The sequence below is a fragment of the Billgrantia bachuensis genome, assembly GCF_011742165.1.
GTDB classification, from domain to species: domain Bacteria; phylum Pseudomonadota; class Gammaproteobacteria; order Pseudomonadales; family Halomonadaceae; genus Halomonas; species Halomonas bachuensis.
The window spans coordinates 17179-44076 of the sequence record NZ_JAAQTO010000054.1 but is presented as its reverse complement, the minus strand read 5'-3'; the positions used below and the strand labels follow the sequence as shown (position 1 = coordinate 44076).

The 26898-nt window shown below is 64.7% G+C and carries 21 protein-coding genes; 3 read left to right on the top strand and 18 right to left on the bottom strand.

From position 1 onward, the window contains the following. Positions 1-79: 79 nt before the first annotated feature. On the bottom strand, positions 80-1294 hold the full coding sequence (locus tag HBJ55_RS19200) for a BaiN/RdsA family NAD(P)/FAD-dependent oxidoreductase (RefSeq protein WP_167118880.1): 1215 nt from the start codon (positions 1292-1294) through the stop codon (positions 80-82). A 329-nt stretch (positions 1295-1623) separates the two neighbouring features. Between HBJ55_RS19200 and HBJ55_RS19195 the strand changes: the two genes are divergently transcribed. Continuing rightward, positions 1624-2559: a helix-turn-helix transcriptional regulator gene (locus HBJ55_RS19195; protein ID WP_167118877.1), complete on the top strand. Its 936-nt coding sequence runs from the start codon at positions 1624-1626 to the stop codon at positions 2557-2559. 84 nt (positions 2560-2643) lie between these two features. Here the strand turns inward: HBJ55_RS19195 and HBJ55_RS19190 are convergent, their stop codons facing one another. The 13 genes from HBJ55_RS19190 to HBJ55_RS19130 all read right to left on the bottom strand — a co-directional run bounded on the left by HBJ55_RS19190 (position 2644) and on the right by HBJ55_RS19130 (position 15051). Beyond that, a complete protein-coding gene (locus tag HBJ55_RS19190) occupies positions 2644-3918 on the bottom strand; it encodes a pilus assembly protein TadG-related protein (RefSeq protein ID WP_167118874.1) in 1275 nt (424 codons plus the stop codon). A 1-nt stretch (position 3919) separates the two neighbouring features. Further along, a complete protein-coding gene (locus tag HBJ55_RS19185) occupies positions 3920-4363 on the bottom strand; it encodes a TadE/TadG family type IV pilus assembly protein (RefSeq protein WP_167118871.1) in 444 nt (147 codons plus the stop codon). 56 nt (positions 4364-4419) lie between these two features. Further along, a complete protein-coding gene (locus HBJ55_RS19180) occupies positions 4420-5379 on the bottom strand; it encodes a tetratricopeptide repeat protein (protein ID WP_240936200.1) in 960 nt (319 codons plus the stop codon). A 30-nt stretch (positions 5380-5409) separates the two neighbouring features. Further along, positions 5410-6387, bottom strand: coding sequence for a type II secretion system F family protein (locus HBJ55_RS19175; protein WP_167118868.1), 978 nt, complete (start codon positions 6385-6387; stop codon positions 5410-5412). 13 nt (positions 6388-6400) lie between these two features. Next, the gene (locus HBJ55_RS19170; protein WP_167118865.1) at positions 6401-7387 is read right to left on the bottom strand and encodes a type II secretion system F family protein; all 987 of its coding nucleotides are present in this window, start codon (positions 7385-7387) and stop codon (positions 6401-6403) included. After that, the gene (locus tag HBJ55_RS19165) at positions 7378-8739 is read right to left on the bottom strand and encodes a TadA family conjugal transfer-associated ATPase (RefSeq protein ID WP_167118862.1); all 1362 of its coding nucleotides are present in this window, start codon (positions 8737-8739) and stop codon (positions 7378-7380) included. The genes HBJ55_RS19170 and HBJ55_RS19165 overlap by 10 nt, the downstream gene beginning before the upstream one ends. Positions 8740-8759: 20 nt before the next feature. Continuing rightward, the gene (locus tag HBJ55_RS19160) at positions 8760-9947 is read right to left on the bottom strand and encodes a CpaE/TadZ family protein (RefSeq protein WP_167118859.1); all 1188 of its coding nucleotides are present in this window, start codon (positions 9945-9947) and stop codon (positions 8760-8762) included. Between the two features lie 89 nt (positions 9948-10036). Continuing rightward, complete coding sequence (locus HBJ55_RS19155) at positions 10037-10333, bottom strand: hypothetical protein (protein WP_167118856.1); 297 nt, start codon at positions 10331-10333, stop codon at positions 10037-10039. Positions 10334-10362: 29 nt separating this feature from the next. Next, positions 10363-11922, bottom strand: coding sequence for a type II and III secretion system protein family protein (locus HBJ55_RS19150; RefSeq protein WP_167118853.1), 1560 nt, complete (start codon positions 11920-11922; stop codon positions 10363-10365). Positions 11923-12007: 85 nt separating this feature from the next. Continuing rightward, positions 12008-12826, bottom strand: a complete 819-nt coding sequence (cpaB, locus tag HBJ55_RS19145) for a Flp pilus assembly protein CpaB (protein ID WP_167118850.1) — start codon at positions 12824-12826, stop codon at positions 12008-12010. Beyond that, a complete protein-coding gene (locus HBJ55_RS19140) occupies positions 12823-14217 on the bottom strand; it encodes a DUF8689 domain-containing protein (RefSeq protein ID WP_206022770.1) in 1395 nt (464 codons plus the stop codon). Before HBJ55_RS19140 ends, cpaB begins: the two co-directional genes overlap by 4 nt. A gap of 27 nt (positions 14218-14244) precedes the next feature. Next, entirely contained in the window at positions 14245-14787 is a 543-nt protein-coding gene (locus HBJ55_RS19135) for an A24 family peptidase (RefSeq protein ID WP_167118847.1), read from the bottom strand. Between the two features lie 84 nt (positions 14788-14871). Next, positions 14872-15051, bottom strand: a complete 180-nt coding sequence (locus HBJ55_RS19130) for a Flp family type IVb pilin (RefSeq protein ID WP_167118844.1) — start codon at positions 15049-15051, stop codon at positions 14872-14874. A 337-nt stretch (positions 15052-15388) separates the two neighbouring features. Between HBJ55_RS19130 and HBJ55_RS19125 the strand changes: the two genes are divergently transcribed. Both HBJ55_RS19125 and HBJ55_RS19120 read left to right on the top strand, forming a co-directional pair. After that, positions 15389-16525 (top strand): efflux RND transporter periplasmic adaptor subunit, encoded by a 1137-nt coding sequence (locus HBJ55_RS19125; RefSeq protein ID WP_167118841.1) that lies wholly within the window; start codon positions 15389-15391, stop codon positions 16523-16525. Next, the gene (locus tag HBJ55_RS19120) at positions 16525-19659 is read left to right on the top strand and encodes an efflux RND transporter permease subunit (protein ID WP_167118839.1); all 3135 of its coding nucleotides are present in this window, start codon (positions 16525-16527) and stop codon (positions 19657-19659) included. Before HBJ55_RS19125 ends, HBJ55_RS19120 begins: the two co-directional genes overlap by 1 nt. Here HBJ55_RS19120 and HBJ55_RS19115 read toward each other — a convergent pair. The 4 genes from HBJ55_RS19115 to HBJ55_RS19100 are packed head-to-tail and all read right to left on the bottom strand — an operon-like array spanning position 19656 to position 26792. Continuing rightward, positions 19656-20693, bottom strand: a complete 1038-nt coding sequence (locus HBJ55_RS19115) for an SDR family oxidoreductase (protein WP_167118837.1) — start codon at positions 20691-20693, stop codon at positions 19656-19658. The two genes, HBJ55_RS19120 and HBJ55_RS19115, sit on opposite strands and share 4 nt — an antisense overlap. A gap of 38 nt (positions 20694-20731) precedes the next feature. Then, positions 20732-23824, bottom strand: coding sequence for an FAD-binding and (Fe-S)-binding domain-containing protein (locus tag HBJ55_RS19110; RefSeq protein ID WP_206022769.1), 3093 nt, complete (start codon positions 23822-23824; stop codon positions 20732-20734). Positions 23825-23864: 40 nt separating this feature from the next. Next, positions 23865-24968, bottom strand: coding sequence for an enolase C-terminal domain-like protein (locus HBJ55_RS19105; protein WP_167118834.1), 1104 nt, complete (start codon positions 24966-24968; stop codon positions 23865-23867). Positions 24969-24995: 27 nt separating this feature from the next. Further along, positions 24996-26792: a thiamine pyrophosphate-requiring protein gene (locus HBJ55_RS19100; protein ID WP_167118832.1), complete on the bottom strand. Its 1797-nt coding sequence runs from the start codon at positions 26790-26792 to the stop codon at positions 24996-24998. Between the last annotated feature and the right edge of the window lie 106 nt (positions 26793-26898).

Here is a 26898-nt window from a genome sequence, read left to right as displayed (position 1 = left end):
TTCGAATGCCAGAAGAGCACCCGCGTACGAATGCCCGAAACCCTGGCCAACGCGGCGGTTTCCAGGCTGCCCAGGCTACCTACAGAGCATTTCCACACGCCACGCCCGATGCCCAGGCCCACTGGAAGTTGTAACCGCCAAGCTCGCCGGTGACGTCGAGCACCTCGCCAATGAAACGCAGCTGCGGCAAACCCTCGACGCTGAAGTCCTTCGACGAGATGGAAGCCGTGTCGACACCGCCCAAGGTCACCTCGGCGGTACGCCAGCCTTCGGTGCCGGCAGGCTTGAGGCGCCAGTGGCCGAGGCGTTCGTGCCACGCCTCTAGGCGGGCATTGGAGAGTTCAGCCAGGATGGGATCCTCGCCGTGCCACTCGGTCAACGCCTGGGCCAGGCGCCTAGGCAGACATTCGCCAAGCCAGGTGGAGAGCTGGCGGCGTGGCGTGTCATGACGCGCCGCCGCGAGCGCCTCACCGACCGAGATATTCGGCAACAGATCGATCTCGAGTTCGTCGCCTGGCTGCCAGTAGCTCGAAATCTGCAGCATGCCCGGGCCGGACAGACCACGGTGGGTGAACAGCATCGGCTCGCGATAGCGACGTTCGCGACCCGGCCCCAGGCGCTGGCCGGCACGCACGGCGCTTACCGCCACGTCACAGGCCACACCGGCCAGGTCGGCGACGCGTGCCTTCCACTGGGAGGTCAACGTGAAAGGCACCAGTGCCGGGCGCGTCTCGGTCACCTCCAGGCCGAACTGGCGAGCGATGTCGTAACCAAAGCCGGTAGCCCCCATGGTGGGTATCGAAAGCCCGCCGGTGGCGATCACCACCGCACCGGCCTCGATGCGCCCTGTGGAGGTAACGAGTCGCATGGCCTCACCTACTGGCTCGATACGTTCGACGGCTGTCTTCAGGCGCAGCTCCACCCCGGCCCATTCGCATTCGGTGAGCAGCACGTCGAGCAGCTCCTTGGCGGAGTGGGCGCAGAACAGCTGACCCGGTGCCTTCTCGACATAGTCGACGCCATGCCGCTCCACCAGCTCGACGAAATGTTCCGGACGGTAGCGCTTCAGCGCCGAGATGCAGAAATGCGGATTGCCAGAGAAGAAGTTGGCAGGCCCGGTGGCCAAGTTGGTGAAGTTGCAGCGCCCTCCCCCCGACATCAGGATCTTCTTGCCGGGCTTGTTGGCATGGTCGAGCACCAGCACGCGCCGCCCAACATAGCCCGCCGTGAGGGCACACATCAGCCCGGCAGCGCCCGCGCCGACGATCACGACATCGAATCCTGGAGACGGCATGGCTTGTCCGTTGGTGGAAAAGGAGCCGATTCTAGCAGAACTCTCGTCCGCGCAGCCAAGTCGTAGTGCCGTAACTGCCTGGCCTTCCTGATGGCTGCAAGCATAATCACATATTCCTAATACAGCTTTTTCGTTAAATATCTACGACTAAAGGATGAGAAATATAACCCAGCTATTTCGCCACCTTCAATTACAGTGGATAAGACATACCCATCACAAAAGATTACGTTAACTCATTCCCAATTAACAAACTTTTACAATTAGAAAGACCCAATAAATAGATCTTATAAAGCGTTATCACGCAAGGGATTCACGGAGGGACACTGCTTATGTCCACTCATGCTTATGTGCTCGTCGTGCTACGTACTATCGATAACCCAGTAGAAAAAAATTATGTACACGCTCTGCGTAAAAAGGGCTATACGGTTGAATTCGTGTCCAATGAGCAGGATCCCCTTCCCATCCTGCTCTCCCGCCCCCCCATCGCCGCCTGTTTCGAATACGATTATCCCGACCTACAGGGCCTGACCGATCTCAGGCAGGCCAAGCAGCGTGCGGCCTCGGTGCCCCTGCTCATGATCACTCAGGCGCATTCAGAAAGCCTGGCGGTATGGGCCTTCCGCACCCGCGTATGGGATTACTTCGTTCAGCCGGTCGATCTCACCCGGTTCATGGCGGTGATGGGAAGCCTTTACCAGTTGAGATCGGCCAACGCAGGCACTCAGGTGAGGAGACAGGCGGCGGAATTAAGCAATCAAATTCCTCCTGAAGCACGGCATCACTGTCTTGCATCGAGCCATCAGCGCGTGCAGCTGGATCGCGCCATCAGCTATATCGAACAGCACCTGCACCAGAAAGTGGCTCAGGCCGACGTCGCCGAGCAGTGCGGTATCACCCCCTTCCAGCTCAGCCGTCTGTTCCGCAAGCTCACCGACAATACCTTCCAGGGTTATCTGCTTGAACGGCGTATCGCTGAAGCCAAGCGGCTGCTGGCCAATCCGCGGATGTCGGTGACGGACGTCTGCTTCAGCGTCGGTTTTCGCGACCTCTCCTACTTCACTCGCACTTTTCAAAAGCACGTCGGCCACACGCCGACGCTCTATCGGCAATCACTGAACCCGCACACAGCCACCGCCGCTCCGGTCGCACCGCCCAAGGAGCCGGCCAAGCCATGTGGAGAAGCGACGGCACCTGTCGGCAAGTCCGCATTCGACATTGACGGCTCCGACGGTGCCGCCCCCCTCAGCCTCAGGGCTTCGACCTGAGCGGCTTACTCTTAGCGCATCGCCAAACAAGAAAGGGCGCTGGCAGAGAGATTCGACCAGCGCCCGCCGACTTTCGCTCGGAGCCTAATCCACCAGCACGGGTATCTGCGCCAGAATTCCGAAATTTTCGCCTCCCGTCTGTCCTTTGGGGTCGTGATAGCTGCAACTGGGCAGGAAGTAAATGCTCTTCTGTCGCCAACCCGACTCTTGCGGGTCGGAGCTCCAATAGGCGGGATCGCCATTCTCTTTCTGCAGATTGAAGGTATCGACGAAGCTGTCCCAGCGCTCCGCACCGCTGGTGCCGTCATGGTTCCAGGTACCCGGCGAATCGCTGTCGCTGTCTTCGGGCGGCAGTTCCATCTGTCGCGGCGCACGATCGTCGATGTTGTTGGCCTGGTCGATGATCCACACGATATTGACGGTCACGGCACCTACCAGCGGGTTGCTCGGCGCAACGCCCTCCTCGCAGTCGATCACCGGCAGGGTCAAGGTCCAGATAACTTCCTTGCCGGTCTTCTCCACCCAGCAGTCGTAGAGGTCGCTGAAGGCCGACTGCACCTGGCCGTTGTTAGTGGAGATGTCCTCACCGAAGCGCATTTCGTCGGGATTGCCGTCGCCGCAAACCAGGTTCCTGAGTTCGTTGGCATTGGACGCCCCGCTGTCGTCGTGCTGGAAATTGGTCCAGCCGCCGGTCTGGTCGCCCTCGGGGATGAAGCGGCCCGTGCTGCAGGAGTAATTCCCCGAGGGATCCACAAGCGCCTGCCGGCACAGGGCGATGGGCTGGTCGACGTCCTCCGGGCGCAGGTTGCCGGCAAAGCCGATGTAGGCCACCGAGCGCGCCGTCACGTCGTAGCCCGGAAACCCGAAGATTCTTCCGAAGAAGGCCTCCACCTGGGTCTGCTGACGAGCCGTGACCACCTCCACGGCATTGATGAAGGGTTCCAGCGGGTCATAGGTGTCGAGCTCGGCCGTCGACTTGTTGAACAGGTCGACAGGATCAAGGGACTCGTCCGGGGTGAAGGTCCGGGTGCCGAAGCTCCAGTGCCCGCGCAAGGCGCGCACGACCTCCACCGCCTCGTTCTGGCTGTCGTTGTCCATGGCCGCATCCGTGGCGACCTGGTTCGCATTCGGATTGACCGAACTGCCATCGGCGGTATAGAGCACCCGGGCGCCCGCCAGAGAGCCGGCGTCGGCGGCATTGTGCAGTTCGTTTTTGGCCACGTAGAGATTGCCCCCGTCCACGGTCAGGGCGGTAAAGGCCAGCAGCATGAAGAGGCCGACGGCCAACAGGACGATGGAGACCCCACGTTGGCGTTGCGGCGAACCGTAGCGGCCACGCTTGGCGATGTTTGCGTTCATGTCATTCGGCCCTCATCACGGTGGTGGCGCTGAGTTCCAGCACATCGCCCAGGGTGCCGACGAAGGCGGGTAGCAGCAGGAACTGATAGGGATAGTCGACCGTCACGACCAGACTGTCCCCGGCCTGCAGGGTCCCACCATTGGGGCGTTGAATGGTGATCTCCATTGCGGCCGGCCCCCCCAGGGAAATCAGGTATTGCTCGGCGTAGTCGCGAATCGCCTGTTCGATGGCGGCATCCTCAGTTGCCGTGTCACGCGGTTCCGGGCGGTACAGAATGCCGGTTCTCGCCCCTTCGCGGCTGGCATTGGTCAGCGTCGCCTTGTCGAACAGCGCGACGCTGAACTCGATGATGCCGAACAGCAGAATGAACAGCAGCGACGCCGAGATGGCGAACTCCACGACCTCGGAGCCGCGCTGACAATGCACCGAGCGTATCGCTTTCATGCCTAGCCCTCCTCGTTCATGCTGCCCCGCGCTTGTGGCGCCGGGGGTCGTGCCCATCAGTTGACGGTTTCACCACCGTGACGACGAATCAGCTGGTCCAGGCTGCGGGCATTCTCGCTGGCGGTGACGTAGTAGGCCGGCGACAGGCGCATCGCCTCCTCGAAGAAGCCCATGGCATCCTGATAGCGTCCTTCGAGCATCGAGATATAGCCGATGTCGTTGTAGGCCTTGGCGCGGTCGCCGCTGCGAGCCACCGCCTCGATGGCAGTGTCGTAGTCTCCTTCGCGGGCATGCACGAGTCCCAGGTTGCGCCAGGCCAGGTCGTAGTCGGGGTTGACACTTACCGCCTGGCGCAGCGCCTGGCGGGCGCCCGACAGGTCGCCGGCCAGGTAGCGCGAGTAGCCCTGGTTGTTGAGCACCAGCGGCGTTCTCGGATTCACCTCCAGGGCGCGTGCATAGTGGCTCTGGGCCGTGGCGTGATCGCTGTTGATGTCGGCGATCACTCCCAGGGCGTTGTGAGCCTGCCAGGGTGCCTGGCGGCGTGCCGCGATGGGCGCCAGGAACCGCTCGGCCTGCTCGTAGTCGCGCTGCTGTATCAGGATGATGCCAAGCGCCGTACCCGCTCCGGCATGGTTCGGCTCGATGTCCAGCACCCAGCGATAGGCGGTGCCCGCAAGCTCATGATTGCCGCGCCCATGATGGATGATCCCCACCCGATAGAGCGGATCGGCCTTGGGCCGTGCCTCCATACGCAGCCCGCGCAGGTACTCGAACAGCGCCCGGTCGGCGTCGCCGGCCCGCAGCGCGGCATCGCCATTGCGGTAGGCCTCCTCGGGCGAGCCCACCGGAAAGGCGGTGCTGTAGGCCACCGACGATCCGCCGTCGCTCAGCGACCCGTAGACGTCACCCTCCGGGGGCGGGCCCCCGGTGGCGGCGCAACCGCCCAGCACCAGGGATAGCGTGGCAGCGGCCCAGACGGTGCGCAGGCCCATGGCAGTTCTGATGACGTTATTCATGACAACCCCTCCAGTACGACGTTGGATGGCTCAGCGCCCCGCCAGGGCGGCGGCCGCCCCCAGCAGCGGCGGCCCCAGGGCCACCACGAAGAAGCTGGGAAAGACACAGAAGATGAGTGGAAACAGCATTTTGGTGCTGACCTTGGCGGCCTTCTCCTCGGCCTCCTGGGTGCGCTTGTCGCGCAGTTCCACGGCGAATAGACGCAGGGTCATGGCGATGCTGGTGCCGAAGCGCATGCTCTGCAGCAGGGTCGTGACCAGGCCGCGGATGTCCTCGACCCCGGTGCGCTCCTCGAGGTCGCGCAGGGCGGTCTTGTTGTCCATACCGGCACGGGTCTGCATGCCGAACAGGTGCAGTTCGTCGGCCAGCTCCGGGTGGCTCACCTCCAGGTCGCGCGCCACCCGCTGGATGGCCGCGCCCAGGCCCAACCCCGCCTCGCTGCACACCACCAGCAGGTCGAGGGCGTCGGGCAGGCCGCGGCGCAGCAACGTGGTGCGCCGCTTGATCGCGCGCTCCAGCCAGAAGCGCGGCAGCAGGTAGCCGAAGATGGCCACGAAGATGACCAGCAGGATCGCGATCGCGGAGGGAATGCGCACCAACGGAAGGAGCAGCAGCAGCAGTAACGGCGGCACCACGGCAAGCAGCAGGCGGATGCCATAGAACAGGCTGACCGCCGACGGCGAGCGCTTGCCGGCATGGCGCAGTTCCGTGGCGATACGGCTACGCACCTCTTCTTTCCCGGGCACCAGCTTCTCGCCCATCGGGCCCAGCCACTGGACCACGCCGCCCGCCTCCGCCATGCCATTCCCCGCCGCTGTCCCGGCGCTGGCTTCGAGGTGCTGGAGGCGCCGCCGCAGTGGGTCCGACAGCCCTATTACCAGCAGCATCAGCGCCACCATCAGGGCGAAGACGGCAAGGCCCAGCAAGGCGGCAAAGCCGAGCTGCATGGCCTGGGGGTCCTGCGTGAAGGCATCGAACCTGTCGAGCCAAGCTGTCACCGCGTCCATCAGCGCGCCCTCCTCAGACGTCGATGCGCACGATGCGGCGCATCCACAAGATACCGATCACGATCATGACGAACGCCGCCACGATCATCTGCCGGCCCACCGGATCCTGGGTGAGCATGGGCAGGAACTTCGGCGACACCAGGGTGAGAATGCCGGCCAGGGCAAACGGCAGCAGCGAGAGGATCCAGGCCGCCATGCGCCCCTGGGCCGAGAGCGTGCGTACCTTGCGCTGGAAGCGGAAGCGGTCGCGCACCACCGAGGCCAGGCCATCGAGCAGCTCGGCCAGGTTGCCGCCGCTCTCCTTCTGGATCAGCACCGAGGTCGCGAACACCATCACGGTCACGCTCGGCACCCGCTCCAGCATGCCCAGCATGGCGCTGCGCACCTCGCCGCCGTAGTTGATCTCCATGAAGGTGGTGCGGAACTCGCCGGCGATGGGATCCGCCATCTCCTCGGCCACCAGGTGCATGGCGTCGCTGAAGGGGTGCCCCGCCCGCAGCGCCCGCGCCATGATGATCAAGGCATCGGGCAGCTGTTCCTCGAAGCGCGCCAGGCGCCTGCTGCGCAGCCGCTGCAGGTGCATGAACGGCAGCACCGCCACGCCAACCCCCATCAGCACGCCCAGCAGGGGCTGGGGCAGCAGATAGAAGCCGGCCACGCCGAACATGCCCCCCAGGCAGACGCTCTGCAGCACCACCCGGTAGGCCGGCGTCTCGCGCCCCGCCTGCTCGATCAGCCGCTCGACCCGTGCCATGCCGGGCAGCGCCTCCAGCCCCCGCTCCAGCGGCGACAGCTGGCGCAGGTACTTGCGCCGCACCAGCGAGGCCTGACCGCGCTCCGCCCCGGCCGAGATGGCGTGCAGTCGCTTCTTGAGCCGCTTCTGCGCCTTGCGGTTCTCACCGAACGCCGGTACCAGGAAGCTCTGCATCAGCAGGAAGGCGGCGATGAAGATCATGCCGATGAAGATCGTCTCGTCGGAGAGATTGAGATTCACGCCCATGGCCGCTGCCCTCCGCCCAGTTGGAAGACTTCCAGCCCCGGGTCGAGCCCGCGCCGCTTGAGATGGTCGTAGAAGCCCGGCACCACACCGGTGGCCTGGTACTGCCCCACCACGCGGCCGTGCTCATCGAGGCCTTCGCGCTCGAAGCGGAACAGCTCCGACATGGTGATGATCTCACCTTCCTGGCCGTTGACCTCCTGTACGCTGACCAGGCGCCGGACGCCATCTTCCTGGCGCTCTACCTGCACCACCAGGTCGATGGCCGAAGCGATCTGCGAGCGCAGCGCGCGCGGCGGCAGCTGGAAGCCGCTCATCGCCACCATGTTCTCGATCCGCGTCAGGGCATCGCGCGGCGTATTGGCGTGGATGGTGGTCAGGGAGCCGTCGTGGCCGGTGTTCATCGCCTGCAGCATGTCGAAGGCCTCGCCGCCGCGCACCTCGCCGACGATGATGCGGTCGGGGCGCATGCGCAGACTGTTGCGCACCAGATCGCGCTGGGACACCTCGCCGCGCCCCTCGATGTTGGGCGGGCGCGTCTCCAGGCGGCCGACATGGGGCTGCTGCAGCTGCAGCTCGGCGGAGTCCTCGATGGTGACAATGCGCTCGTCAGGCGGGATGAAGCCCGACAGCACGTTGAGCAGAGTGGTCTTGCCGGCACCGGTGCCGCCCGAAACCAGCACGTTGAGCCGTGCCTTGACCACCTTCTCCAGTACTTGGGCGATGACCGGTGAGAGGCTGCCGTGGGCGATCAGGTTCTCCACCGTCAGGCGATCCACGGCGAAACGCCGGATCGACAGCATCGGCCCGTCGATGGCCAGCGGCGGTATCACCGCGTTGACCCGCGAGCCATCCTTGAGCCGGGCATCGACCATCGGCGAGGATTCGTCGACACGCCGCCCCACGCTCGACACGATGCGGTCGATGATGGTCATCAGGTGCTGGTCGCTGTCGAAGCGCAGCACCGTCCGCTCCAGCTTGCCGCGACGCTCGACGTAGATGGGTTTGGTGCCGTTGACCAGGATGTCCGAGACCGTCTTGTCGGCGAGCAGGGTCTCCAGCGGCCCCAGGCCCAGCACCTCGTCCTGCAGTTCGCTGACGATGCGCTGGCGCACGGCCGCGTTGAACGGCAGCGTCTCCCTGCCTATCAGCGCCTCGCACACCTGCTGCACCTGGCTGCGCGCCTCGCGTTCGTCCAGCGTGCTGAGCAGCGCCAGGTCCATTACCTTGACCAGCTGGCGGAACAGGCGCTGCTTGAACTCCTGCTCGGCCGGCGACAGGCTGGTCCCCGCCAGCGCGCGGCCGCCCCAGGTCCGATCTTCCTCTCCTGCCGTCATGCGTTCACGGAAATTCATGAGCCTGTCTCCGGTCAGCGTCAGTGTTGGGTACGATTCCACAGCCTTAGCGACCAGCGCCGCGTCCGTGCCGGAGCTACACGCGGTGTCACGAGCGTGAGCGCCAGGGCCTTGAGCGAGCGGGTCAACGCGGCCTTGCGCGCCAGGTCGATCAGCGGGCTACCAACGTTGATGCTCTGGCTGGCGTGGCGATAGTCGTTGGGCAGGGTGTGCAACGGCAGCTTCGGCAGGGCATCGCCGATGGCGCCGAGGGATACGTCGTTGCGCTTGTCGAAGCGGTTGACCACCACCGCGATACGCGACGGCGGCAGGCCCAGCTCATGCACCAGGATGTCGCGCAGGCGCTGGGCGTCATGCAAGTGAGCAACGCTTTGCTGCATGACCATCAGCACGCGGTCGGCGCGCTCCAGCACGCAGGCCGTGGCGCCGTTGATCCAGCGCGGCAGGTCGACCACCACCTCGTCGTGGTCCTGGCCCAGCACGTGGAGCAGTTGCTCGACCCGGATCTCGGGCACCTCGGCGAGGCTGGCACGATCCTCGGGCGACGAGGCGAGCAGACCGAGGCCGCTCTCGTGACGCTGGATGTAGGCCGACATGGCCAAGGTGTCGAGGCTGTCGGCGGCTTCCAGCGCCTGCACCAGCCCATGGTCCGGGGTCAGGTTGAAGTAGAGCGGCAGCGAACCGAACTGCACGTCCAGGTCCACCAGGGCGCACTCCTTGCCTTCCACCACCAGGCGATGGGCCAGGTTGGCCGCCACCAGGCTGGCGCCTGAACCGCCTTTGGCATTGATCACGGCGGTCAGGGTCGCGGCGGGGCGCGCCAGCTCCTCGCGCCGATCGCGGACGATCTCGCGCAGGAAGCGACTGATCTCGCCGTCGTCGACGGGGGGCGAGAAAAAGTCGCGGGCACCGGCCCGCATGGCCAGGCGGATCAGCTCCACGTTGCCCTTGGGCCCCACCACCAGCAGCGGCGGGCGCTCGCCGACGGGGCGTTCGCACAGCGCCATCAGCTCCGCTTCCCAGTTTTCCCCCACCATCAGTACCAGGGCATCGGGCAGCGTCTCGACGCCTTCCAGGGGATCGACGCTGCCGTTGTAGAGCAGCCGCTGGGTGACGTTGATGTCACCCTGGCTGCGCAGCAGGGCCTCCAGCGCCTCCATGTCCACCCGTGCGCGCCCTACCAGCCGTATCTCGAGCCGTGTCAGCATGGTAATACACCCGTTGATCGTCGCTCTGTTTCGCCGGTGGCAAGCCACCGGCACTCGTGCCGCCGTTCCGTTTGCGGCGTCTCGTCGCTTCAGGGCAGCGAGCTGGAGGTCATGGGAACCGTCTGCTGCCCGCCCGATTCGGCACCGCGATAGCCGCGCATCGCTTCGGCCGCCTTGGCGCCCCCCAGCGGCGGGGCATCGTCACCGGGCGAATAGGTCTGCAGCTGCTTGGTGTGGTTCACCGTGTCACCAAAGGGGGGCAGGTCGGCTCCCGGCTTTGGCGCTACGCAGCCGGCCAGCCCCAGGGTGACGACGAGCGACACCCGCCAGGCGTAGCGCCCGAGCGACACGGCGGCAAGGTGTTGGAATGCAGGTAATGAGGACATGATGTGGCACTCCCGTCATGGTGATCGGTTCACAGGTCGTGGCCGAAGCGGCCCTCGGTGCCGCCCGCGCGACGGCTCGACATCAACTCCAGGTCCAGGCTACTGGGGCGCGGCCGCGAGCCGCCCTCGTCGCCGCCGGCCTGGTAGCGGCCGAGCAGGTAGAATTCCAGGTCACTGGGGGGCACGAACGACCCGGTGGGCAGCCGGGCCTGCTCCGGTGCGAAGGAGCGCGCCAGCCGCGGGGTGACGAAGATCACCAGCTCGGTTTGCTCCTTGATGTACTCCTGGCTGCGGAACAGCGCGCCAAGCACTGGCAGTTCGCCCAGACCCGGGAGCTTGGAGACGTTCTCGCGCAGGCTCTCGTTGAGCATGCCGGCGATGGCGATGGTCTGGCCCGAGGCCAGCTCCAAGCTCGAGCTGGCGCTGCGCTTGACCAGCGCCGGGACGAAGAACTGCGACGCCACCTGATCGCCGACGCCGATGCGCAGGCTGTTGGCGGGCACCAGGTCGGAGACGGAGACATCGACCTGCAGGTTGATCGAGCCGGAATCCAGCACCACCGGCAGGAAGCTCAGGCCGACGCCGAACTCCTTGTGCTCGATGGCAACCTGGCCGTCGCCCTGGGGCACCGGAATGGGAAACTCACCGCCGGCAAGGAAGCGCGCCTGCTGGCCGGTCAGAGTGGTGAGATTGGGCTCGGCGAGGATCTTGGCCACCCCCTCGCGGCTGGCCGCATCGAGCACCAGATTGAGCAGATAGTCGCTGCGCTGGTAGCTGGCGAAGATGCCGGTATCCTCGATGGTGGCGGTAGCCGGTGCAAACTCATCAATGACGGGACCAATCGTAGGACTTCCGCCAAATACGGGCACGCGACCTTCCAGACCATCGACTCCTTCAAAGATCGCATCGGGGAAGGTCGCCCCGCCGCTGACCGCCCCGCCACGCAGCGCCGACGAGCCAATGTGGAAGACGTTGAAGTTGGCTTCCAGCCGCTTGACCAACGAGCGCGAGACCTCCGCCACGCGCACGTCGAGCATCACCTGGTTGGCCCCACCCACCTGCATCAGGTTGAGTACCGCATCCTCGCCGCCGCCGGCGAAGCGAGTCGCCAGTCGCAGCGCGGTATCGAGCCGCTCGGCGCTGGAAACCTCGCCGCTGAGCACGATGCTGTCCTGGGCCGAACGCACCTGGATATTCTCGTCCGGCAGCAGCGCGTGCAGGTGGCCCTTGAGCGCCTCGAGATCATGGGTCACGGTGACGTTGAGCGTGCCCTGGATGTTCTCCGACTGGTCCCACAGCACCACGTTGGTGGTGCCGGTGGACTTGCCCAGCACGTAGAGCTGGCGCGAGCCCATCACCACCAGGTCGGCGATCTCGGGGTTGCCCACCGACACCACCCGTACCGCCCTCGGGAATTGCAGCACCTGGGCCTTGTTCAGCTCCACCGCTACCGACACCGCCCGGCCCTCCACCGGCATGGCCACGCTGCGAGTGCTCTCCTGCGCTTCCAGCGTGGCCGCCCAGCCCAGGGCCAGGGCGGCGAACCCGGCCAACATCAGCCCCTTCCACTGCGCACCTTGAATGCTCATGACGCTTCTCCCCTGCCCCTGTTCTATTTGGCCGAACCGCCCCGGCAGTCAGCCCTGATGCCGCAATCCGACTCTCGCTCGAGCTTCAGTTGCGTACGTTCACTGTGCTGGCCTCGGTGCCGCGAATGACCGTCACGCGGCGCTGTACCTGGGCGACGGTGGTTCGCTGTGGCGTCGGCTCGCTGCGCACGCGGGGCGGCTCAACGTTGAGCAGTTCGCGCTGGGTGGCAAGCAGGTCGGGCACCTCGTCATCCAGCGGATTGCGCAGGGTCAGCTGTACCTTGCCCTCCTGGGTAGCCTTGACCAGGGTTTCCGCCTGGGTGGGGTCAACCTCCAGCGTCACGGCCCGCACGATTACCGGCCCGTCACGCTCCTGGGAGGCGATCTGGTCCACTGCCAGCACCTTGAGGTTGCGCAAGACCGTCTTCGACTCGACGCTGTCGCGGCTGCCGTTGCGCTTGCTGGACACCACGTCGACGCGATTGCCCGGCAGCAGGAAGCCGGCTACCCCGACCACGTCGTCGACGCGCACGCTCATGGCCCGCTTGCCCTGGTCGAGCAGCGCGGCCAGGGCGCTGCCGCCGAGGTGTTCGGCCACGCGGCCCTCATGGAGGATCTCGCCGGCATAGATCACCTGATTGCTGACCCGCCCCACCACGTTCTCGATGTCGTTGAAGCTGCCGGGCGGCACCGAGTCCGGTGGCAGCCGCAGCATCTTCAAGTCGCTGGCCTGCACCGTGGTGCCGAAGGGAATCTGCAGGGCCGCCACCACCACCTGGCCAGCCTCGGCCAGGGAGTCGTGCTCCCGGTTCTGCTCCTGCATCCAGCTCATGGCGATCAGCGCCGCACCGCCGGCCATCAGCAGCGAGACACCGAACATCGTGACAACGCCTTTCTTCTTCATGATGCGTTCCTCCCGCTCGTATTGCCGTCACCGCCTGCGCGGTCGCCATCCGAGAAATCGCCGAAATAGGTCTGCCAGGCCCAGGCGAGCACCTCCCGGTCGGGTGCCTCGCCGCCCCAGTAACGCAGGTGATCCGCCGCCAGCCCCAGCAGGTCGCGTGGGTGGCAGGCCAGCAGCGGCGCGCCGAAGCGCGCATGCAGCTCATAGATCACGAAGTCGACCAGGGCGGGATCGAAGGGAATGCCGTTCTCGCGACACTGCAGGGCCCAGATCCGCCGGTAGGCGTCCGGATCCAGCGGTGCGAAGCGAATCTTGTAGCCGATGCGGCGCAGGAAGGCGGCATCGGCCAGCGACAGCGGGTCGAGGTTGGTGGAGAACACCAGTGCCACGTCGAAGGGCACGCTGAAGTGGTAGCCGCTGGCCAGCGCCAGGAAATCGCGGCGCTCCTCGAGCGGCACGATCCAGCGATTGAACAGCTCCATCGGCGGCATCCGCTGCCGGCCCAGGTCGTCGATGATCAGCATGCCGTTGTTGGCCAGCAGCTGGACCGGCGCCTGGTGGATGTGGGTGGCAGCATCGTACTGGATCTCCAGGCGCTCCATGGTCAGCTCACCGCCGGCGGCCACGCAGGGGCGCCGGCAGCGCACGAAGCGCGGGTCGTGGCCCTCGGCCAGCAGTAGCGTCGAGGCGGCCTCGGCCGGCTCGTCCAGCGGTGCCAGCGGGCTGTGTACCGCGGGGTCGAAGCAGCGCACGGCCTTGCCCCCCGCCAGGACGGCGTAGGGGATGAGTACCTCGCCGGGCAGCAGGCGCGCCAGGCGGCGGGCGACATAGCTCTTGCCGGTGCCCGGCTCGCCATGAATGAACATGGCCCGCCCCGAGTGCAGCCCGGGGCCGAGCTGGTCGAGCAGCATCGAGTCGATCACGGTATCGGCGAAGGCCGACATCACCCGGTCGCGGCTGATGCCGGCATCGCTCAGGGCCTGGGCTCGCACCCGGGCGGTATAGGCTTCCAGCGGCACCGGCGCGGGCCCGGCGTAGCCGTCGCGGGCCAGCGCCTCCAGGGCGGCGGCGCGGCCCAGCTCGGTGAGGCCGAAGCGCAGCGCGCCGCTGTCGGCCTGGCCGCGCACCTCGGCGCGCCCCTCGCGGCGCAGCTGATGGCAGATGGCTTCCACCACGCTGCCGGCCAAGGCCGCGCTGCGGCTCAACTGACGCAGGTCGAGTACACCCTGCTCGAACAGCTGCTTCGAAAGCAGGTCGGCGAGATAGAGCGGCGAGAGGCCGGTCTCCTCGACGCTGGTGGGACGCGGCGGCAAGGCCTCGGCGCGAGCATTCTCCGGCAGATTCCGCTGCTCAGGGCCACCGATGTATTTGGTGTTATTTTTTGTATCCACGCCGCCACCTCCCAAAACTTTTTCGACCTATGCCAGTTGCCACTGCCAGGTGATCCAGGCAGTGGTTCCCAGAGCAATAGAAATGGCAAAGGGGAATTTACGACTCATGACCTCACCCTCTTCAGGTGGGATATAGAGCGGACGACCGGTAATCACCAGGGTGCGAAACATCAATCCATAGCGCCCCCAGGGAGAAATAGAATGGCGAAATACGAATGCACTCAAGGCAAACCCAAGGGCAATAATTCCACCAATAAACACGCTAACAATGGCAGCATGGAACACTCCCATCGGACCCAGAAAGGTGCCTATTGCCGCCATAAACTTGACATCGCCGGCACCGGTAAATCCCATCAAGTAGCCGGGAAGCAGGATGGCCAACCCAACCAGAAGTCCGTAGATGGCGGCCAGGACACCACCGATTCCTGCTGCCCATCCCTGCAGCAGAAAACCCACGGCGGCCCCGGCCAGAACGAGAAGGTTGGGGATACGGTGCGTGCGTATGTCCCAAGCTGCTGCGCACCATACAAGAAGCAGCGAAAGAAGAATTATTGAAACGTATTGATTCATTCTCTTCCTCTCCAGCTTTTTTATTCATTTAACTTTTAAATGGCGCCGGCATTTCTACCGGCGCCTTAGCACTCTCTACACTAATCAGGTGTCTGGAATTGCCGCAGCAATCTTATCAAGTTGAGTTTTCGCATCTGTTCCGATAGTGACAAAAACAGCTGCACCAATTGCCACAACGAGCCCTCCAACCAAGGCCCACTCCACCACCTCTGTACCCTCTTCTTCGCGCCAGAAGCGCTCGATACCCTGCATCAGCTTGCTCATGGTCTTTCTCCCAATCAGGTTTTTATTCAAGCTTGCTGCTGTCGGGAACCGGTGCCTCTGGCCCCGGCTCACGACTTGATCATCGCCGTTACAAAACGGTTACGCTTGGAGAATCTTGCAAAGCAATGGAAGGATCTTGCAAAAGAGAGGAATGAGGTGCGCGCTAGGGCACAAATTGATTTCCCTATACAAGAGCTATACAGTTGAAAACCCGAGGTAGAATGGATATTGCTAATTTATTGTCACATTCGATGCCGACAAGATGAGTAGGCTGTCAAGGAAGCGCCCAGGGACGTGGCGCCCTCTCGCGCCTGCCGAACCACGATAACGAGCCCTCATGAAACCAACGCGCCCCTACCCCCTCGCGCTGGCCCGATGCCTGGCCACGCTGACCGGCCCGCTCTGTCTGGCCCTTGCCCTGATCGCAGGCCTCGTGCTTGCCCCCCACACGCTCGTTGCCGCCCAGGAGCATCCGGCGGTAATCGGCGCCCGCGCCAGCGTCGAGCCCTGGTCCGACCCGTTGGAGGCATTGGGGACGCTACGTGCCGACGAGAGCGTGACGCTCTCGGCCACGGTCACCGAGCTGGTGGCGGAACTGAACTTTCAGGATGGTGAGATGGTGGAAGCGGGGCAGCTGCTGATCCGCCTGGATGACAGCGAGGAACGCGCCCAGTTGCGTGCCACCCAGGCGCTGCGCGACGAGCGCCGCGGCACGGTCGACCGCTTGAGCCAGTTGCAGAGCCGCAACATGGCGCCGCGCGCCGACGTCGAGGACAGCCAGGCGCAGCTGCGCCAGGTCGAGGCCGAGGTTCAGGCTCTGGAGGCACGGCTGACCAACTACCGGATTCGCGCGCCGTTCGCCGGCCGGGTGGGGTTTCGCAACATCAGCCTGGGCAGCCTGGTCACGCCCGGCACGGAACTGGTCACGCTGGACAAGCTCGACGAGATGAAGCTCGATTTCAGCGTGCCGGAGTCCTTCCTGTCGATTCTCGAACCTGGCTTGCCACTGACTGCCCGCAGTGCGGCCTTTCCCGACGAGCGCTTCGAGGGCGAGGTGGCCAGCATCGGTTCTCGGGTCGATCCGGTCAGTCGCAGCGTCGCGGTGCGGGCGAAGCTCGACAACCCCGAGCTGCGCCTGCGCCCCGGCATGCTGATGGAGGTGGTGCTGCGGCGCAATCCGCGCCAGGCGGTGGTGGTGCCCGAGTCGGTGCTGGTTCCCAGCGGCGACAGGCAGTACGTGCTGGTGATCGACGAAGGCGACGATAATCGCCTGGTGCGACGTCAGGTGAGAGTCGGCGAACGCCGTACCGGTCAGGCCGAGATTCTCGAAGGGCTCGCAGGCGGTGAGCTGCTGGTCAGCCACGGCCTGCAGCGTGCCCACGAAGGCGATCGGGTGCGGATTCTAGGCATTGCCGACGACGACACCTCGGTCCGCGAGATCCTCGAGGCCAACCGTCACGAGGAAGACGCCTGATGCGGCTCTCGGATATCTCCGTCCAGCGCCCGGTGCTCGCTACCGTACTGGCCCTGTTGATCGTCGCCTTCGGCCTGCTGGCCCTGCAGCGACTGCCGCTGCAGGAATACCCCTCCATCGACCCGCCGGTGGTCAGCATCGAGACTCGCTACCCCGGCGCCTCGGCCAGCGTGGTGGAGACCCGCATTACCCAGGTGCTGGAGGATCGCATCGCCGGGGTCGAGGGCATCGAACTGATCACCTCGACCAGCGAGGATGGCCAGTCGCGCATCGACATCGAGTTTCGCCTCGACATGGATATCGATGCGGCGGCCAACGACGTGCGTGACCGCATCTCGGGGGCGCTGCGCAACCTGCCCGACGAAGCCGACCCGCCGGAGGTGCAGAAAACCGATTCGAGCGAAGAGGTGGTGCTGTGGCTGTCCCTCTCCGGCGCCGGCTATACCATTTCCGAACTGACCGATTACGCCGAGCGTTACTTGGTGGATGGCTTCTCCGTGCAACCCGGAGTGGCGCGCGTGCGCGTGGGCGGCGGTAGTGAATACGCCATGCGTGTGTGGCTCGACCGCAACGCTTTGGCCGCCCGCGATCTGACCGTCGGGGATGTGGAGAGCGCCCTGCGCGCCGAGAACGTCGAACTTCCCGCGGGCGCCATCGAATCAAATGATCGGCAGTTCGTGGTACGCCTGCCGCGCAGTTTCGCCGAGCCAGGGGACTTCGAGCGCCTGGCCCTGGCCCGCGGCGGCGACGGCTACCTGGTGCGCCTGGGCGATGTGGCACGGGTGGAGATCGGCTCGGTGGAGGATCGCTCGATCTTCCGCGCCAACGGTGTGCCGATGGTGGGCCTGGGCATCATGAAGCAATCCACCGCGAACGTACTCGAGGTATCGCAGGGAGTCCAGGCGGAGCTTGAGCGAGTACAGAACAGCCTGCCCGACGGCATGTCGCTGCGCCTCAACTATGATGCCTCGGTGTTCGTCTCGGGCGCCATCGAACAGGTCGTGCTCACCCTGTTCATCGCCATGGGATTGGTCGTGGTGGTGATCTTCCTGTTCCTCGGCAACGTGCGCACCACGCTGATTCCCGCCGTTACCGTACCGATCGCCATCATCGGCTCTTTCATGGCACTGGCGCTGATGGGCTTCTCGATCAATCTGCTCACCCTGCTGGCCCTGGTACTGGCGATCGGCCTGATCGTCGACGACGCCATCGTGGTGCTCGAGAACATTCATCGGCGCATGCACGACTATGGCGAGACGCCGCTGGTCGCAGCCTTTCGCGGCAGCCGTCAGATCGCCTTCGCCGTCATTGCCACCACCCTGGTGTTGGTCGCGGTATTCGTACCGCTGGGCTTCCTGCAGGGCAACGTAGGCCGCCTGTTCTCCGAGTTCGCCCTGACCATGGCCGCTGCGGTGGTGATCTCCAGCGTGCTGGCCCTGTCGCTGACGCCGATGATGGCATCGAAGATCCTCAAGCCCTCCATGCACGATGGCCATATCGCCCACGGCGTGCAGTGGCTGCTGGAGTTCTCGCAGCGCCTCTACCGCACGCTGCTGGTCGGCGTGCTCAAGGCCCGGTTGCTGGTGCTGGCGGTATTCATCGGACTGATCGCCGCCACCGCATGGCTCGCCGACCGTCTACCCAGCGAATACACCCCGCAGGAGGACCGCGGCAGTTTCATCGTTCTGGTCAACGGGCCGGAGGGGGCGACGTTCGACTACACCATGGATTACATGGACGAGATCGAGACGCGCCTCTCCTCGCTGATCGACAGCGGTGATCTGCAGCGGGTCGTGATCCGGGCACCACGAGGATTCGGCAATATCGAGAACTTCAACAACGGCTTCGTGATCGTCAGCATGGCCGACTGGGGAGAGCGTCGCGACGCCTGGTCGATCATGAACGACGTGCGGCGCATGCTCGCCGATCTTCCCGGTGTGCAGGCCTTCCCGGTGATGCGCCAGGGTTTCGGCCAGCGCATCAGCAAGCCAGTTGAATTCGTGCTGGGCGGCGGCACCTATGAAGAACTCGCCGAGTGGCGCGACCTGTTGGTGACGCATATTCGCGAGGACAATCCGCGCCTGATCGGCCTGGACAGCAACTACAAGGAGACCCAGCCGCAGTTGCGCGTCGAGATCGATTATACGCGGGCCGCCGACCTGGGCGTCACCGTGACCGAGATCGGCCGGACCCTCGAGGTCATGCTGGGCGGGCGCAACGTGACCCGCTACCTCGACAATGGCCAGGAGTATGACGTGATCCTCGAGGGCGACCGCGCCAACCAGTCGAGTCCGCGCGCCCTGGACAACATCCAGGTACGCTCGGCGCGTACCGGGGAACTGATTCCGCTGGCCAGCCTGGTGAGCTTCTCCGACGAGGCCGGCGCCAGCACGCTCAATCGCTTCAATCGCCTGCGCGCCATCACCATCGAGGCCAACCTGGCCGACGGCTACGCGCTGGGCGATGCGCTGGAGTATCTGGAAGCGGCAGCCGACGAGGTCCTGCCGGGCCAGGCCCAGACCGACGTCAGCGGCGCTTCACGCGACTACGATCGTGCCAGCGGCGCCACCCTGTACCTGCTGATCCTGGGCGGCCTGGTGGTCTTCCTGGTCTTGGCGGCCCAGTTCGAGAGCTTCGTTCATCCCTTCGTGATCATGCTCACCGTGCCCCTGGCCATGAGCGGCGCCATGTTGGGGCTCTACCTCACCGGGCAGTCGCTCAATATCTACAGTCAGGTGGGCCTGGTGATGTTGATGGGCCTGGCGTCGAAGAACGGCATCCTGATCGTGGAGTATACCAACCAGCTGCGCGACGAGGGCATCGCCTTCCGCGATGCCCTGCTGGAGGCCTCCGTGACGCGCCTGCGGCCGATCCTGATGACGGCGGTCACCACCATGGCCGGCTCCATCCCGCTGATCGTCTCGACCGGCGCCGGCGCCGAATCGCGCATGGTGATCGGCACCGTGATTCTCGCCGGGGTCGCTGCCGCCACTCTCTTCACCCTGTTCGTGGTGCCGGTGGCCTACGATCTGCTGGCGCGCCACACCGGCTCGCCCGGCGACGTTCGCCGACGCCTGGAGGACGAAATGGCACAGGCGAACAGCGAATCGACGTCCACGGGAGCCGATCGCTAACGCGGCGCCGGCAGCCGTGACGTCGTCGGGCGCTGTTGCCGTTTGGCGGTGCACAGCATAGCGGCCCCGGCCAACAGCAGTGACCCGGCAATCAGCCCAACCTGGTCACGGTGCGTCGTCAGCCAGAACTGTTCGCTGCGGCTCTTCGACTCGCGGCCAAAGCGGCCGCGGGCCCCCATGTCGCCCCTGACCGGCTGCCACAGGTTGTCGGGGCGCTCAGGGTCCTCCTTCTCGGCGGTCTGCTGTCCGTCGACGGCAGAGCGCGCCAGCCACCGGTCCATGAGCGCAGGAAAAAGGCGATTCCCCCAGATCGTGACCGCGGTCGATAGCCCGACATGGAGCTCGCGCCGACGCTCGTGCGCGGCCCAGTAGACGGCTCTTGCCCCCACCTCGGGCTGAAACACGGGTGCCATGGGACGGGCGCGCCGGGGCATGCGATTGCGACACCAGTCGAACTGGGGCGTATTGAGCGCCGGCATCTCGACCAAGGTGACATGTACGCTACTGCCCTCATGCATCAGTTCGCAGCGCAGCGCCTCGGTCATTCCCTTGATGGCGTGCTTGGCACCGCAGTAGGCGCTTTGCAACGGAATCGAACGATAGGCCAGGGCCGAGCCGACCTGCACGATGGTGCCGCGGTTGCGCCGAGGCATGCGCTTGAGCGCTGCCATCGTGCCATGCACGTAGCCCAGGTAGGTGACCTCGGTCACGCGGCGAAACTCGTCCGGACTCATCTCGTGCAAAGGTGAGAATACGGTGGTCATGACACCGTTGATCCAGATGTCGATGGGGCCGAGCTCGGCCTCGATGCGCTCGGCGGCACGTTCGACCTGGGTCGCATCGGCCACGTCGACGCTCATCGTCACGGCACGTGCCCCGAGCGCCTCGATCTCGCTCTTCACGGCCTCCAGCCGGCCCGGGCTGCGCGAGATCAGCCCCACTGCGGCCCCATGACGAGCGAATTCCCGCGCCACGGCACGCCCCAACCCGGCGCCTGCGCCGGTGACGACGACCACTTCCTGATGGTCTTGCATATGCACCTCCTTTGCCTTGCCTGCTTCGGCATCGTTGCCTATCGTCTGGCTCGGCGCTGCCAACCCCAAGCCGCCAAGCCGCCCGCGACCAGAGCGCCAGCCACGGCGGCGGTACGCCGATTGGCCCGACGCTGAGCCAGGGCACGGCGCCGTACAATGCGCTGTTCCGCTAGTTCGCTGGGCGATTCCTGCCGAGTGTCCATGGCCATGCGCAGCACGTCGGCGATATGCAAAGCGTGCCTATCGGTGGTATCGGCAATCTGCTGGCGGCAGCTGAATCCGTTGGTGATGATCAGGGTGCTCGCCTCGGCTTCGCGCACCTGCGGTAGCAAAACCCGTTCCCCGGCGGCAATCGATACATCGTATTTGTCGCGCTCGAAGCCGAACGAGCCGGACATGCCGCAGCAGCCGGAATCGGGAATTTCGTACTCCAGTCCCATCCTCGCCATCAGCGTCTTCTCGGCATCCAGGTGCATGATGGCCTTGTGATGACAGTGGCCATGAACCAGCGCCTTGCGTGCGAAGCGTGGAGGTTGATAGTGCTCGGCACGCTGCACCAGGAACTCGCTGAGCATCAGGCTGTTTGCACTCAAACGCCGCGCCCGGGCTTCGTCCGGAAAGAGGTTGATCAGCTCGTCGCGAAACACCGCAATGCACGACGGCTCCAGGCCGATAATCGGCATGTTCATCTCGATGGCCGAGCCCAGCGTAGCCATCACTCGCCGAAGGTATGCCTTGGCGTCGTCGAGCATGCCGAAATCGTACAACGGCCGCCCGCAGCACAGCCCTTCTGGAGGTATCACGACGCGATAACCCGCCGCCTCGAGCACCTCGGTGGCAGCCTGGGCAGTGTCGGGATAGAAGTGATTGGTAAAGGTGTCCGCCCACAGCATCACCGGCTGGGCGCGTTCGTTGACGATGGGGCGCTTGGCGAACCAGGCCTTGAAGGTTTCGGGAGCATAGACCGGCGCCTGGCGCTGCTGAGGCATGGTGGTGACGGCCTTGACAACGTTGCTCACCGGCGACGTTTGAGTAACGAAGTTGACCAGCGCAGGCATCTTCGACGCCAGCCGCGACCAGCGGTCGATGAAGCCGAAGGCGTAGTGGTTGAGCGGGCGCCGATGCTCTTCATAGTAATGCGACAGGAACTCGGCCTTGTAGGTGGCCATGTCGACGTTGACCGGACAGTCGTGGACGCAGCCCTTGCAGGCCAGGCACAGGTCGAGCGACTCGCGCACCGCTTCCGACTGCCAGCCATCGCGAATCACCTCGCCGTTCATCATCTCGAACAGCAGGCGCGCCCGACCGCGCGTGGTGTGTTTCTCTTCGCGGGTCACCATGTAGCTCGGACACATGGTGCCATTGTCGCTGCGACATTTACCGACCCCGACGCAGCGAAAGGCGACCCGCCCGAAACTACGCTCGTCCTCGGGAAAGCGAAAGTGAGTCGCGACCGGCTCCGGCCGGTAGTTGACCAGACGCAGGTTCTCGTCGAGCCGATAGGGATCGATGACCTTGCCGGGATTCATCTTCCACTGCGGATCCCAGATGCGCTTGAACTCACGAAACGCCTCGATCAGTTCGGGGCCGTACATTCTCTCCAGCAGTTCGCCGCGCGCCTGACCGTCGCCATGCTCTCCCGAGAGCGAACCGCCGTAGGCGACCACCAGGTCGGCGGCCTCCTTCACGAAGACGCGATACTGGCGTACCCCCTCCTCGCTCTGCAGGTCGAAGTCGATACGTGAGTGGATACAGCCCTGCCCGAAGTGACCGTACATGGCCCCGACATAGCCGTGCTTCCTGTACAGCGCCTTGAGGTCGCGCACGTAGTCGCCGACGCGCTCCGGAGGTACTGCCGAGTCTTCCCAGCCGGGCCAATGCGGCGCTTTCTTGGGCGGCGGGAACGCCGTCGCCCCCAACCCGGCCTTGCGCACTTCCCAGATGTGGTTGGCTTCGTCCCCGTCGTCGACGATGCGGTAAGCCGTCGGCGCGCTATCGGAGCGCTGCAGCTTTTCGACCAAGCGCCTCGCCTGGGCACAGGTGTCCTCGGCATCTTCCCCGCCGAACTCGACCAGTAGGAAAGCACTGCCCTCCGGCATCCTGGCGAGGGTCTCCTCGTGCATATGCTGATCGACTTCGTGCTGAAACAGCCGCCTGTCGATGGCCTCCAGCGCGATCGGTGCTGCGTCGATGATAGTCGGTACATAATCGCCGGCGATCTCGATGCTGTCGAAGCCCACCACCATCAGTGTCCGGTGCCGGGTATTGACGGTCAGCTTGAGCGTGGCATGCAGTACCGTCATGCAGGTGCCCTCGGTGCCGCACAGGGCGCTTGCCAGGTTGAAGCCGCGCTCCGGCAACAGATCGTCGAGGTTGTAGCCGGAGACACGACGCGGCATGTGCTCGATCTGCGGGTAGCACTGGCGAATTTGTTCGCTGTAGCGATCGCGAAGCTTCTTGAGCCTGAGGAAGATTTCACCTCGGCGTCCGCCTGCGGCGATGATGGCGTCGATCTCCTCCTCGCTGTAGCCATCCTTGAGCGTCATGCGCTCACCGTCATAGGTGAGAATGTCCAGCGAATGCACGTTGTCGCAGGTGCGAGGCCCGTGGCCGTAGCACTGCGCCTGGACCGAATGCACCCCACAGGAGTTGTTGCCGACATTGCCGCCGATGGTGCACCACTCGTGGGTGGAGGGATCGGGCGGAAATACCAGGTTATAGGGACCCAGCGCCTGGTTGACCTTGTCGTTGATCGCCCCCGCCTCCACCCTGACCCGCTGATTCACGGTATCGATATCGACGATGCGATCCAGGTACTTGGAGTGGTCGATCACCACCGCATGGTTGACGGTTTCCCCCGACAGGCTGGTACCGGCACCGCGCGACAGGATGGGCACGCCATGCGCGTGACAAATGCGGTGAATGGCAACGATGTCGTCCACCGAGCGGGGGATGGTGACGCCGATCGGCGGCTGACGATAGTTCGAGGCGTCGTTGGCGTAGAGCGCCCGGCTGCCATCGTCGAAGCGCACTTCCCCTTCGATCGCCTCGGCTAGCTCCCGAGCCAGTTGGCGGTACGCCCCTGCCTCGTCACGGTATTGCGAGCGAGATGTACTGATCATGTCGTTCATTGCCAATCCCTGCGCATTGTGGGGATAAGAGCCAAAGAGGTCAGCCCAAACGGTAGCGCTCCGCCTCCTTGTGCTTGAACTTCAGCCCCAGGCCGGGCTGCGTGAGGTCCGGTTGCAGGTTTCCCTTGCCATCAGGAACGACGCCCCCCTCGAACAGCATCGCTTCGATCCGTGCGTGATCGTGGAAGTATTCAAGATGACGTAGCGGCGCCGTACTGCAGGCGGGATGCAGATGCAGCGCCGGTGCGGTATGGGAGGAGAGAGGAAGCTGGTGGGCCTCGCACAGCGCGGCGACATCGAGGAAGCCGGTAATTCCGGCGCAGCGCGTCAGGTCGGCCTGCAGCACGTCCACTGCCTCAGCCTCGAGCATGCGCCGGAAATAAGGCAGGTCATAGCCATACTCGCCAGCAGAGATCTCTATCCCAGCAGGCGCGCGATCGCGCAGCAGACGCAGCCCCGCCAAATCGTCCGAGGTTACCGGCTCCTCATACCAGCTGACCCCATGGATGTGGAAGGCTTCGGCCATGGCCAGTGCCTGCTTGCGGTCATACGCCCCGTTGGCATCGACGTACAGTTCGGCTAAGGGCCCGATCGCCTCGCGTGCCAGGCGGATACGCTCCAGGTCGCATTCGGGCTGGCGACCGATCTTCATCTTGACCCGTCGCATGCCCGCTTCGACCCAGCCGGACAGTTGCTCCTGAAGCCGCTCGTGGGGATAGGAGGTGAAACCACCGCTGCCATACACCGGTACTGCCTGACGTACCGCGCCCAGCAGCGTCACCAGCGGAATATCGAGCAGGCGCGCCTTGAGATCCCACATCGCCACGTCGACGGCAGCGATCGCCATCGAGCTGACTCCCGGCCGACCGAAATTGCGGATCGCATCCACCATCTTCAGCCACCCTCCCCGCACCGCAAGTGCATCATGCCCTTCGATTATGCCGGCCAGCTTGTCGCGGATCAGCGTGGCGCAGGCCCGGTGCCCGTAGGTGTAGCCGAGCCCGCTCTTGCCAGCCGCACGTAGTTCGACCAGCACCAAGGTGGTGGAATCCCACTGCAGCGTGCCGTCGGACTCCGGCGCATCGGTGGAAATCTCGTAAGCCGAGACTTCCAGGGCTTCGATGGGGATGTATGGCTCCAACATCGCAGCTCCTCCTCTCCCGAACGAGGCTCAGTGCTTGCGCACCTTGGGCACGAACTCCCGAGCGAACTGCTTGAAGGAGGCCTTGATGGTGCCCAGCGCATCCGGGTCGCCATGCAGTAGCGCCGACATATAGGCCTGCGCCTGCTCGCGCTTGATGTGCGGCGGTATGGGCGGAACGTCCGGGTCGGCGACGACCTCCAGTACCACCGGGCGATCAGCCGTCAGGGCTCGATCCCAGGCCCCTGCCAGCGCCTCGGGCTCGGTGACCTTGATGCCCTTGAGCCCGATCAGCTCGGCATAGTCCGCGTATGGAAAGTCGGGAATATTCTGCGATGCCTCGTACTTTGGGTCGCCTTCCATCACGCGCATTTCCCAGGTCACCTGATTGAGATCCTGGTTATTGAGCACCATGATGATCAGGCGTGGGTCGGTCCAGCGCTGCCAATACTTGGCAATGGTCACAAGCTCGGCGTTGCCGTTCATCTGCATGGCGCCGTCGCCCACCAGGGCGATGGCGACTCGCTCCGGGTGGGCGAACTTGGCGGCGATGGCGTAGGGCACACCGTTGCCCATGGTGGCCAACCCACCGGAGAGCGAAGCCATCATGCCGCGGCGCAGCTTGAGGTCGCGCGCATACCAGTTGGCGGCGGAGCCGGAATCGCTGGTCAGAATGCAGTTGTCGGGCAGCTTCGGCGACAGCTCCCAGAACACGCGTTGCGGGTTGACCGGATCGGCATCGGCCATGGCGCGCTCCTCGAGAACTTTCCACCATTGGGCAATGCTTTTCTCGATGTGCTCGCGCCAGTCATGGTCGGCCTTCTGCTTGAGATGAGGCAGAAGCGCCTGCAGCGTGCCTGCACTATCCCCGACCAGGCTCACCTCCATCGGATAGCGGATGCTGAGCATGCGCGGGTCGATATCGATCTGCACGCCGCGAGCCTGCCCCTCCTCGGGCAGGAACTCGGAATAAGGGAACCCCGAACCGATCATCAGCAACGTGTCGCAGTTTGCCATCAGCTCCCAGCTCGCGTTGGTGCCCAGCAGGCCGATCGAACCGGTCACGAAAGGCAAGTCGTCGGGCAGCACCGCGCGTCCGAGCAGTGCCTTGGCCACACCCGCGCCGAGTCGTTCGGCAACCTGGATCACCTCATCGGCCGCACCCAGCGCCCCGGCGCCGACCAGGATTGCGACTCGCTCACCCTCGTTGAGCACGGCGGCGGCCCGGCGCAGCTCCTCTTCATGGGGCACCACCCGCGGACGCGCATAGCCGACCCCCGAGTGAACCGTACCGTGGGCGTGAGGCGGTTTTTCCACCGCCGGCTGACTCTGCAGGTCGTTGGGCACGATCACGGCGGTCACGGTGCGCTCGGAAAGCGCAATGCGGATCGCACGGTCGATCAAGTGGCGAACCTGAGCGGGGCTGGTCGCCATGTGGACGAATTCGTGAGCGACGTCCTTGAACAGCGAGACGAGATCCACCTCCTGCTGATACTCGCCGCCCATGGCAGCTCGCGCCTGCTGACCGACGATGGCCACGACGGGCTGATGATCCTTCTTGGCATCATAGAGCCCATTGAGCAGGTGGATGGCGCCAGGCCCCGAAGTGGCGGTACAGACCCCCACCTCACCGGTGAACTTGGCATGGGCACAGGCCATGAAGGCCGCCATCTCCTCGTGACGCGTCTGGATGAACTCGAAGCGATCGTCCGCACGGTTCAAGGCCCCCATGATGCCGTTGCTGCCATCGCCCGGGTAGCCGTAGATACGCTTGACGCCCCATTCGCCCAGGCGCCTGATGATGAAGTCGCCGACTTGCTCGCTCATGTTTGCTCTCCCATAGCATTCGTCAGTGCTCGGATTCGACGCTCCCAAGCACACTCTTTCCATGGAAATCACTAGAGCTATAGTCATCTGTATTAGGATGGTCAAT

Bases quoted from the DNA above. Each gene is read 5' to 3' on its own strand.
- HBJ55_RS19200 (WP_167118880.1), bottom strand. From the start codon at position 1,294: ATGCCGTCTCCAGGATTCGATGTCGTGATCGTCGGCGCGGGCGCTGCC.
- HBJ55_RS19195 (WP_167118877.1), top strand. From the start codon at position 1,624: ATGTCCACTCATGCTTATGTGCTCGTCGTGCTACGTACTATCGATAAC.
- HBJ55_RS19190 (WP_167118874.1), bottom strand. From the start codon at position 3,918: ATGAACGCAAACATCGCCAAGCGTGGCCGCTACGGTTCGCCGCAACGC.
- HBJ55_RS19185 (WP_167118871.1), bottom strand. From the start codon at position 4,363: ATGAAAGCGATACGCTCGGTGCATTGTCAGCGCGGCTCCGAGGTCGTG.
- HBJ55_RS19180 (WP_240936200.1), bottom strand. From the start codon at position 5,379: ATGAATAACGTCATCAGAACTGCCATGGGCCTGCGCACCGTCTGGGCC.
- HBJ55_RS19175 (WP_167118868.1), bottom strand. From the start codon at position 6,387: ATGGACGCGGTGACAGCTTGGCTCGACAGGTTCGATGCCTTCACGCAG.
- HBJ55_RS19170 (WP_167118865.1), bottom strand. From the start codon at position 7,387: ATGGGCGTGAATCTCAATCTCTCCGACGAGACGATCTTCATCGGCATG.
- HBJ55_RS19165 (WP_167118862.1), bottom strand. From the start codon at position 8,739: ATGAATTTCCGTGAACGCATGACGGCAGGAGAGGAAGATCGGACCTGG.
- HBJ55_RS19160 (WP_167118859.1), bottom strand. From the start codon at position 9,947: ATGCTGACACGGCTCGAGATACGGCTGGTAGGGCGCGCACGGGTGGAC.
- HBJ55_RS19155 (WP_167118856.1), bottom strand. From the start codon at position 10,333: ATGTCCTCATTACCTGCATTCCAACACCTTGCCGCCGTGTCGCTCGGG.
- HBJ55_RS19150 (WP_167118853.1), bottom strand. From the start codon at position 11,922: ATGAGCATTCAAGGTGCGCAGTGGAAGGGGCTGATGTTGGCCGGGTTC.
- cpaB (WP_167118850.1), bottom strand. From the start codon at position 12,826: ATGAAGAAGAAAGGCGTTGTCACGATGTTCGGTGTCTCGCTGCTGATG.
- HBJ55_RS19135 (WP_167118847.1), bottom strand. From the start codon at position 14,787: ATGAATCAATACGTTTCAATAATTCTTCTTTCGCTGCTTCTTGTATGG.
- HBJ55_RS19130 (WP_167118844.1), bottom strand. From the start codon at position 15,051: ATGAGCAAGCTGATGCAGGGTATCGAGCGCTTCTGGCGCGAAGAAGAG.
- HBJ55_RS19125 (WP_167118841.1), top strand. From the start codon at position 15,389: ATGAAACCAACGCGCCCCTACCCCCTCGCGCTGGCCCGATGCCTGGCC.
- HBJ55_RS19120 (WP_167118839.1), top strand. From the start codon at position 16,525: ATGCGGCTCTCGGATATCTCCGTCCAGCGCCCGGTGCTCGCTACCGTA.
- HBJ55_RS19115 (WP_167118837.1), bottom strand. From the start codon at position 20,693: ATGCAAGACCATCAGGAAGTGGTCGTCGTCACCGGCGCAGGCGCCGGG.
- HBJ55_RS19110 (WP_206022769.1), bottom strand. From the start codon at position 23,824: ATGAACGACATGATCAGTACATCTCGCTCGCAATACCGTGACGAGGCA.
- HBJ55_RS19105 (WP_167118834.1), bottom strand. From the start codon at position 24,968: ATGTTGGAGCCATACATCCCCATCGAAGCCCTGGAAGTCTCGGCTTAC.
- HBJ55_RS19100 (WP_167118832.1), bottom strand. From the start codon at position 26,792: ATGAGCGAGCAAGTCGGCGACTTCATCATCAGGCGCCTGGGCGAATGG.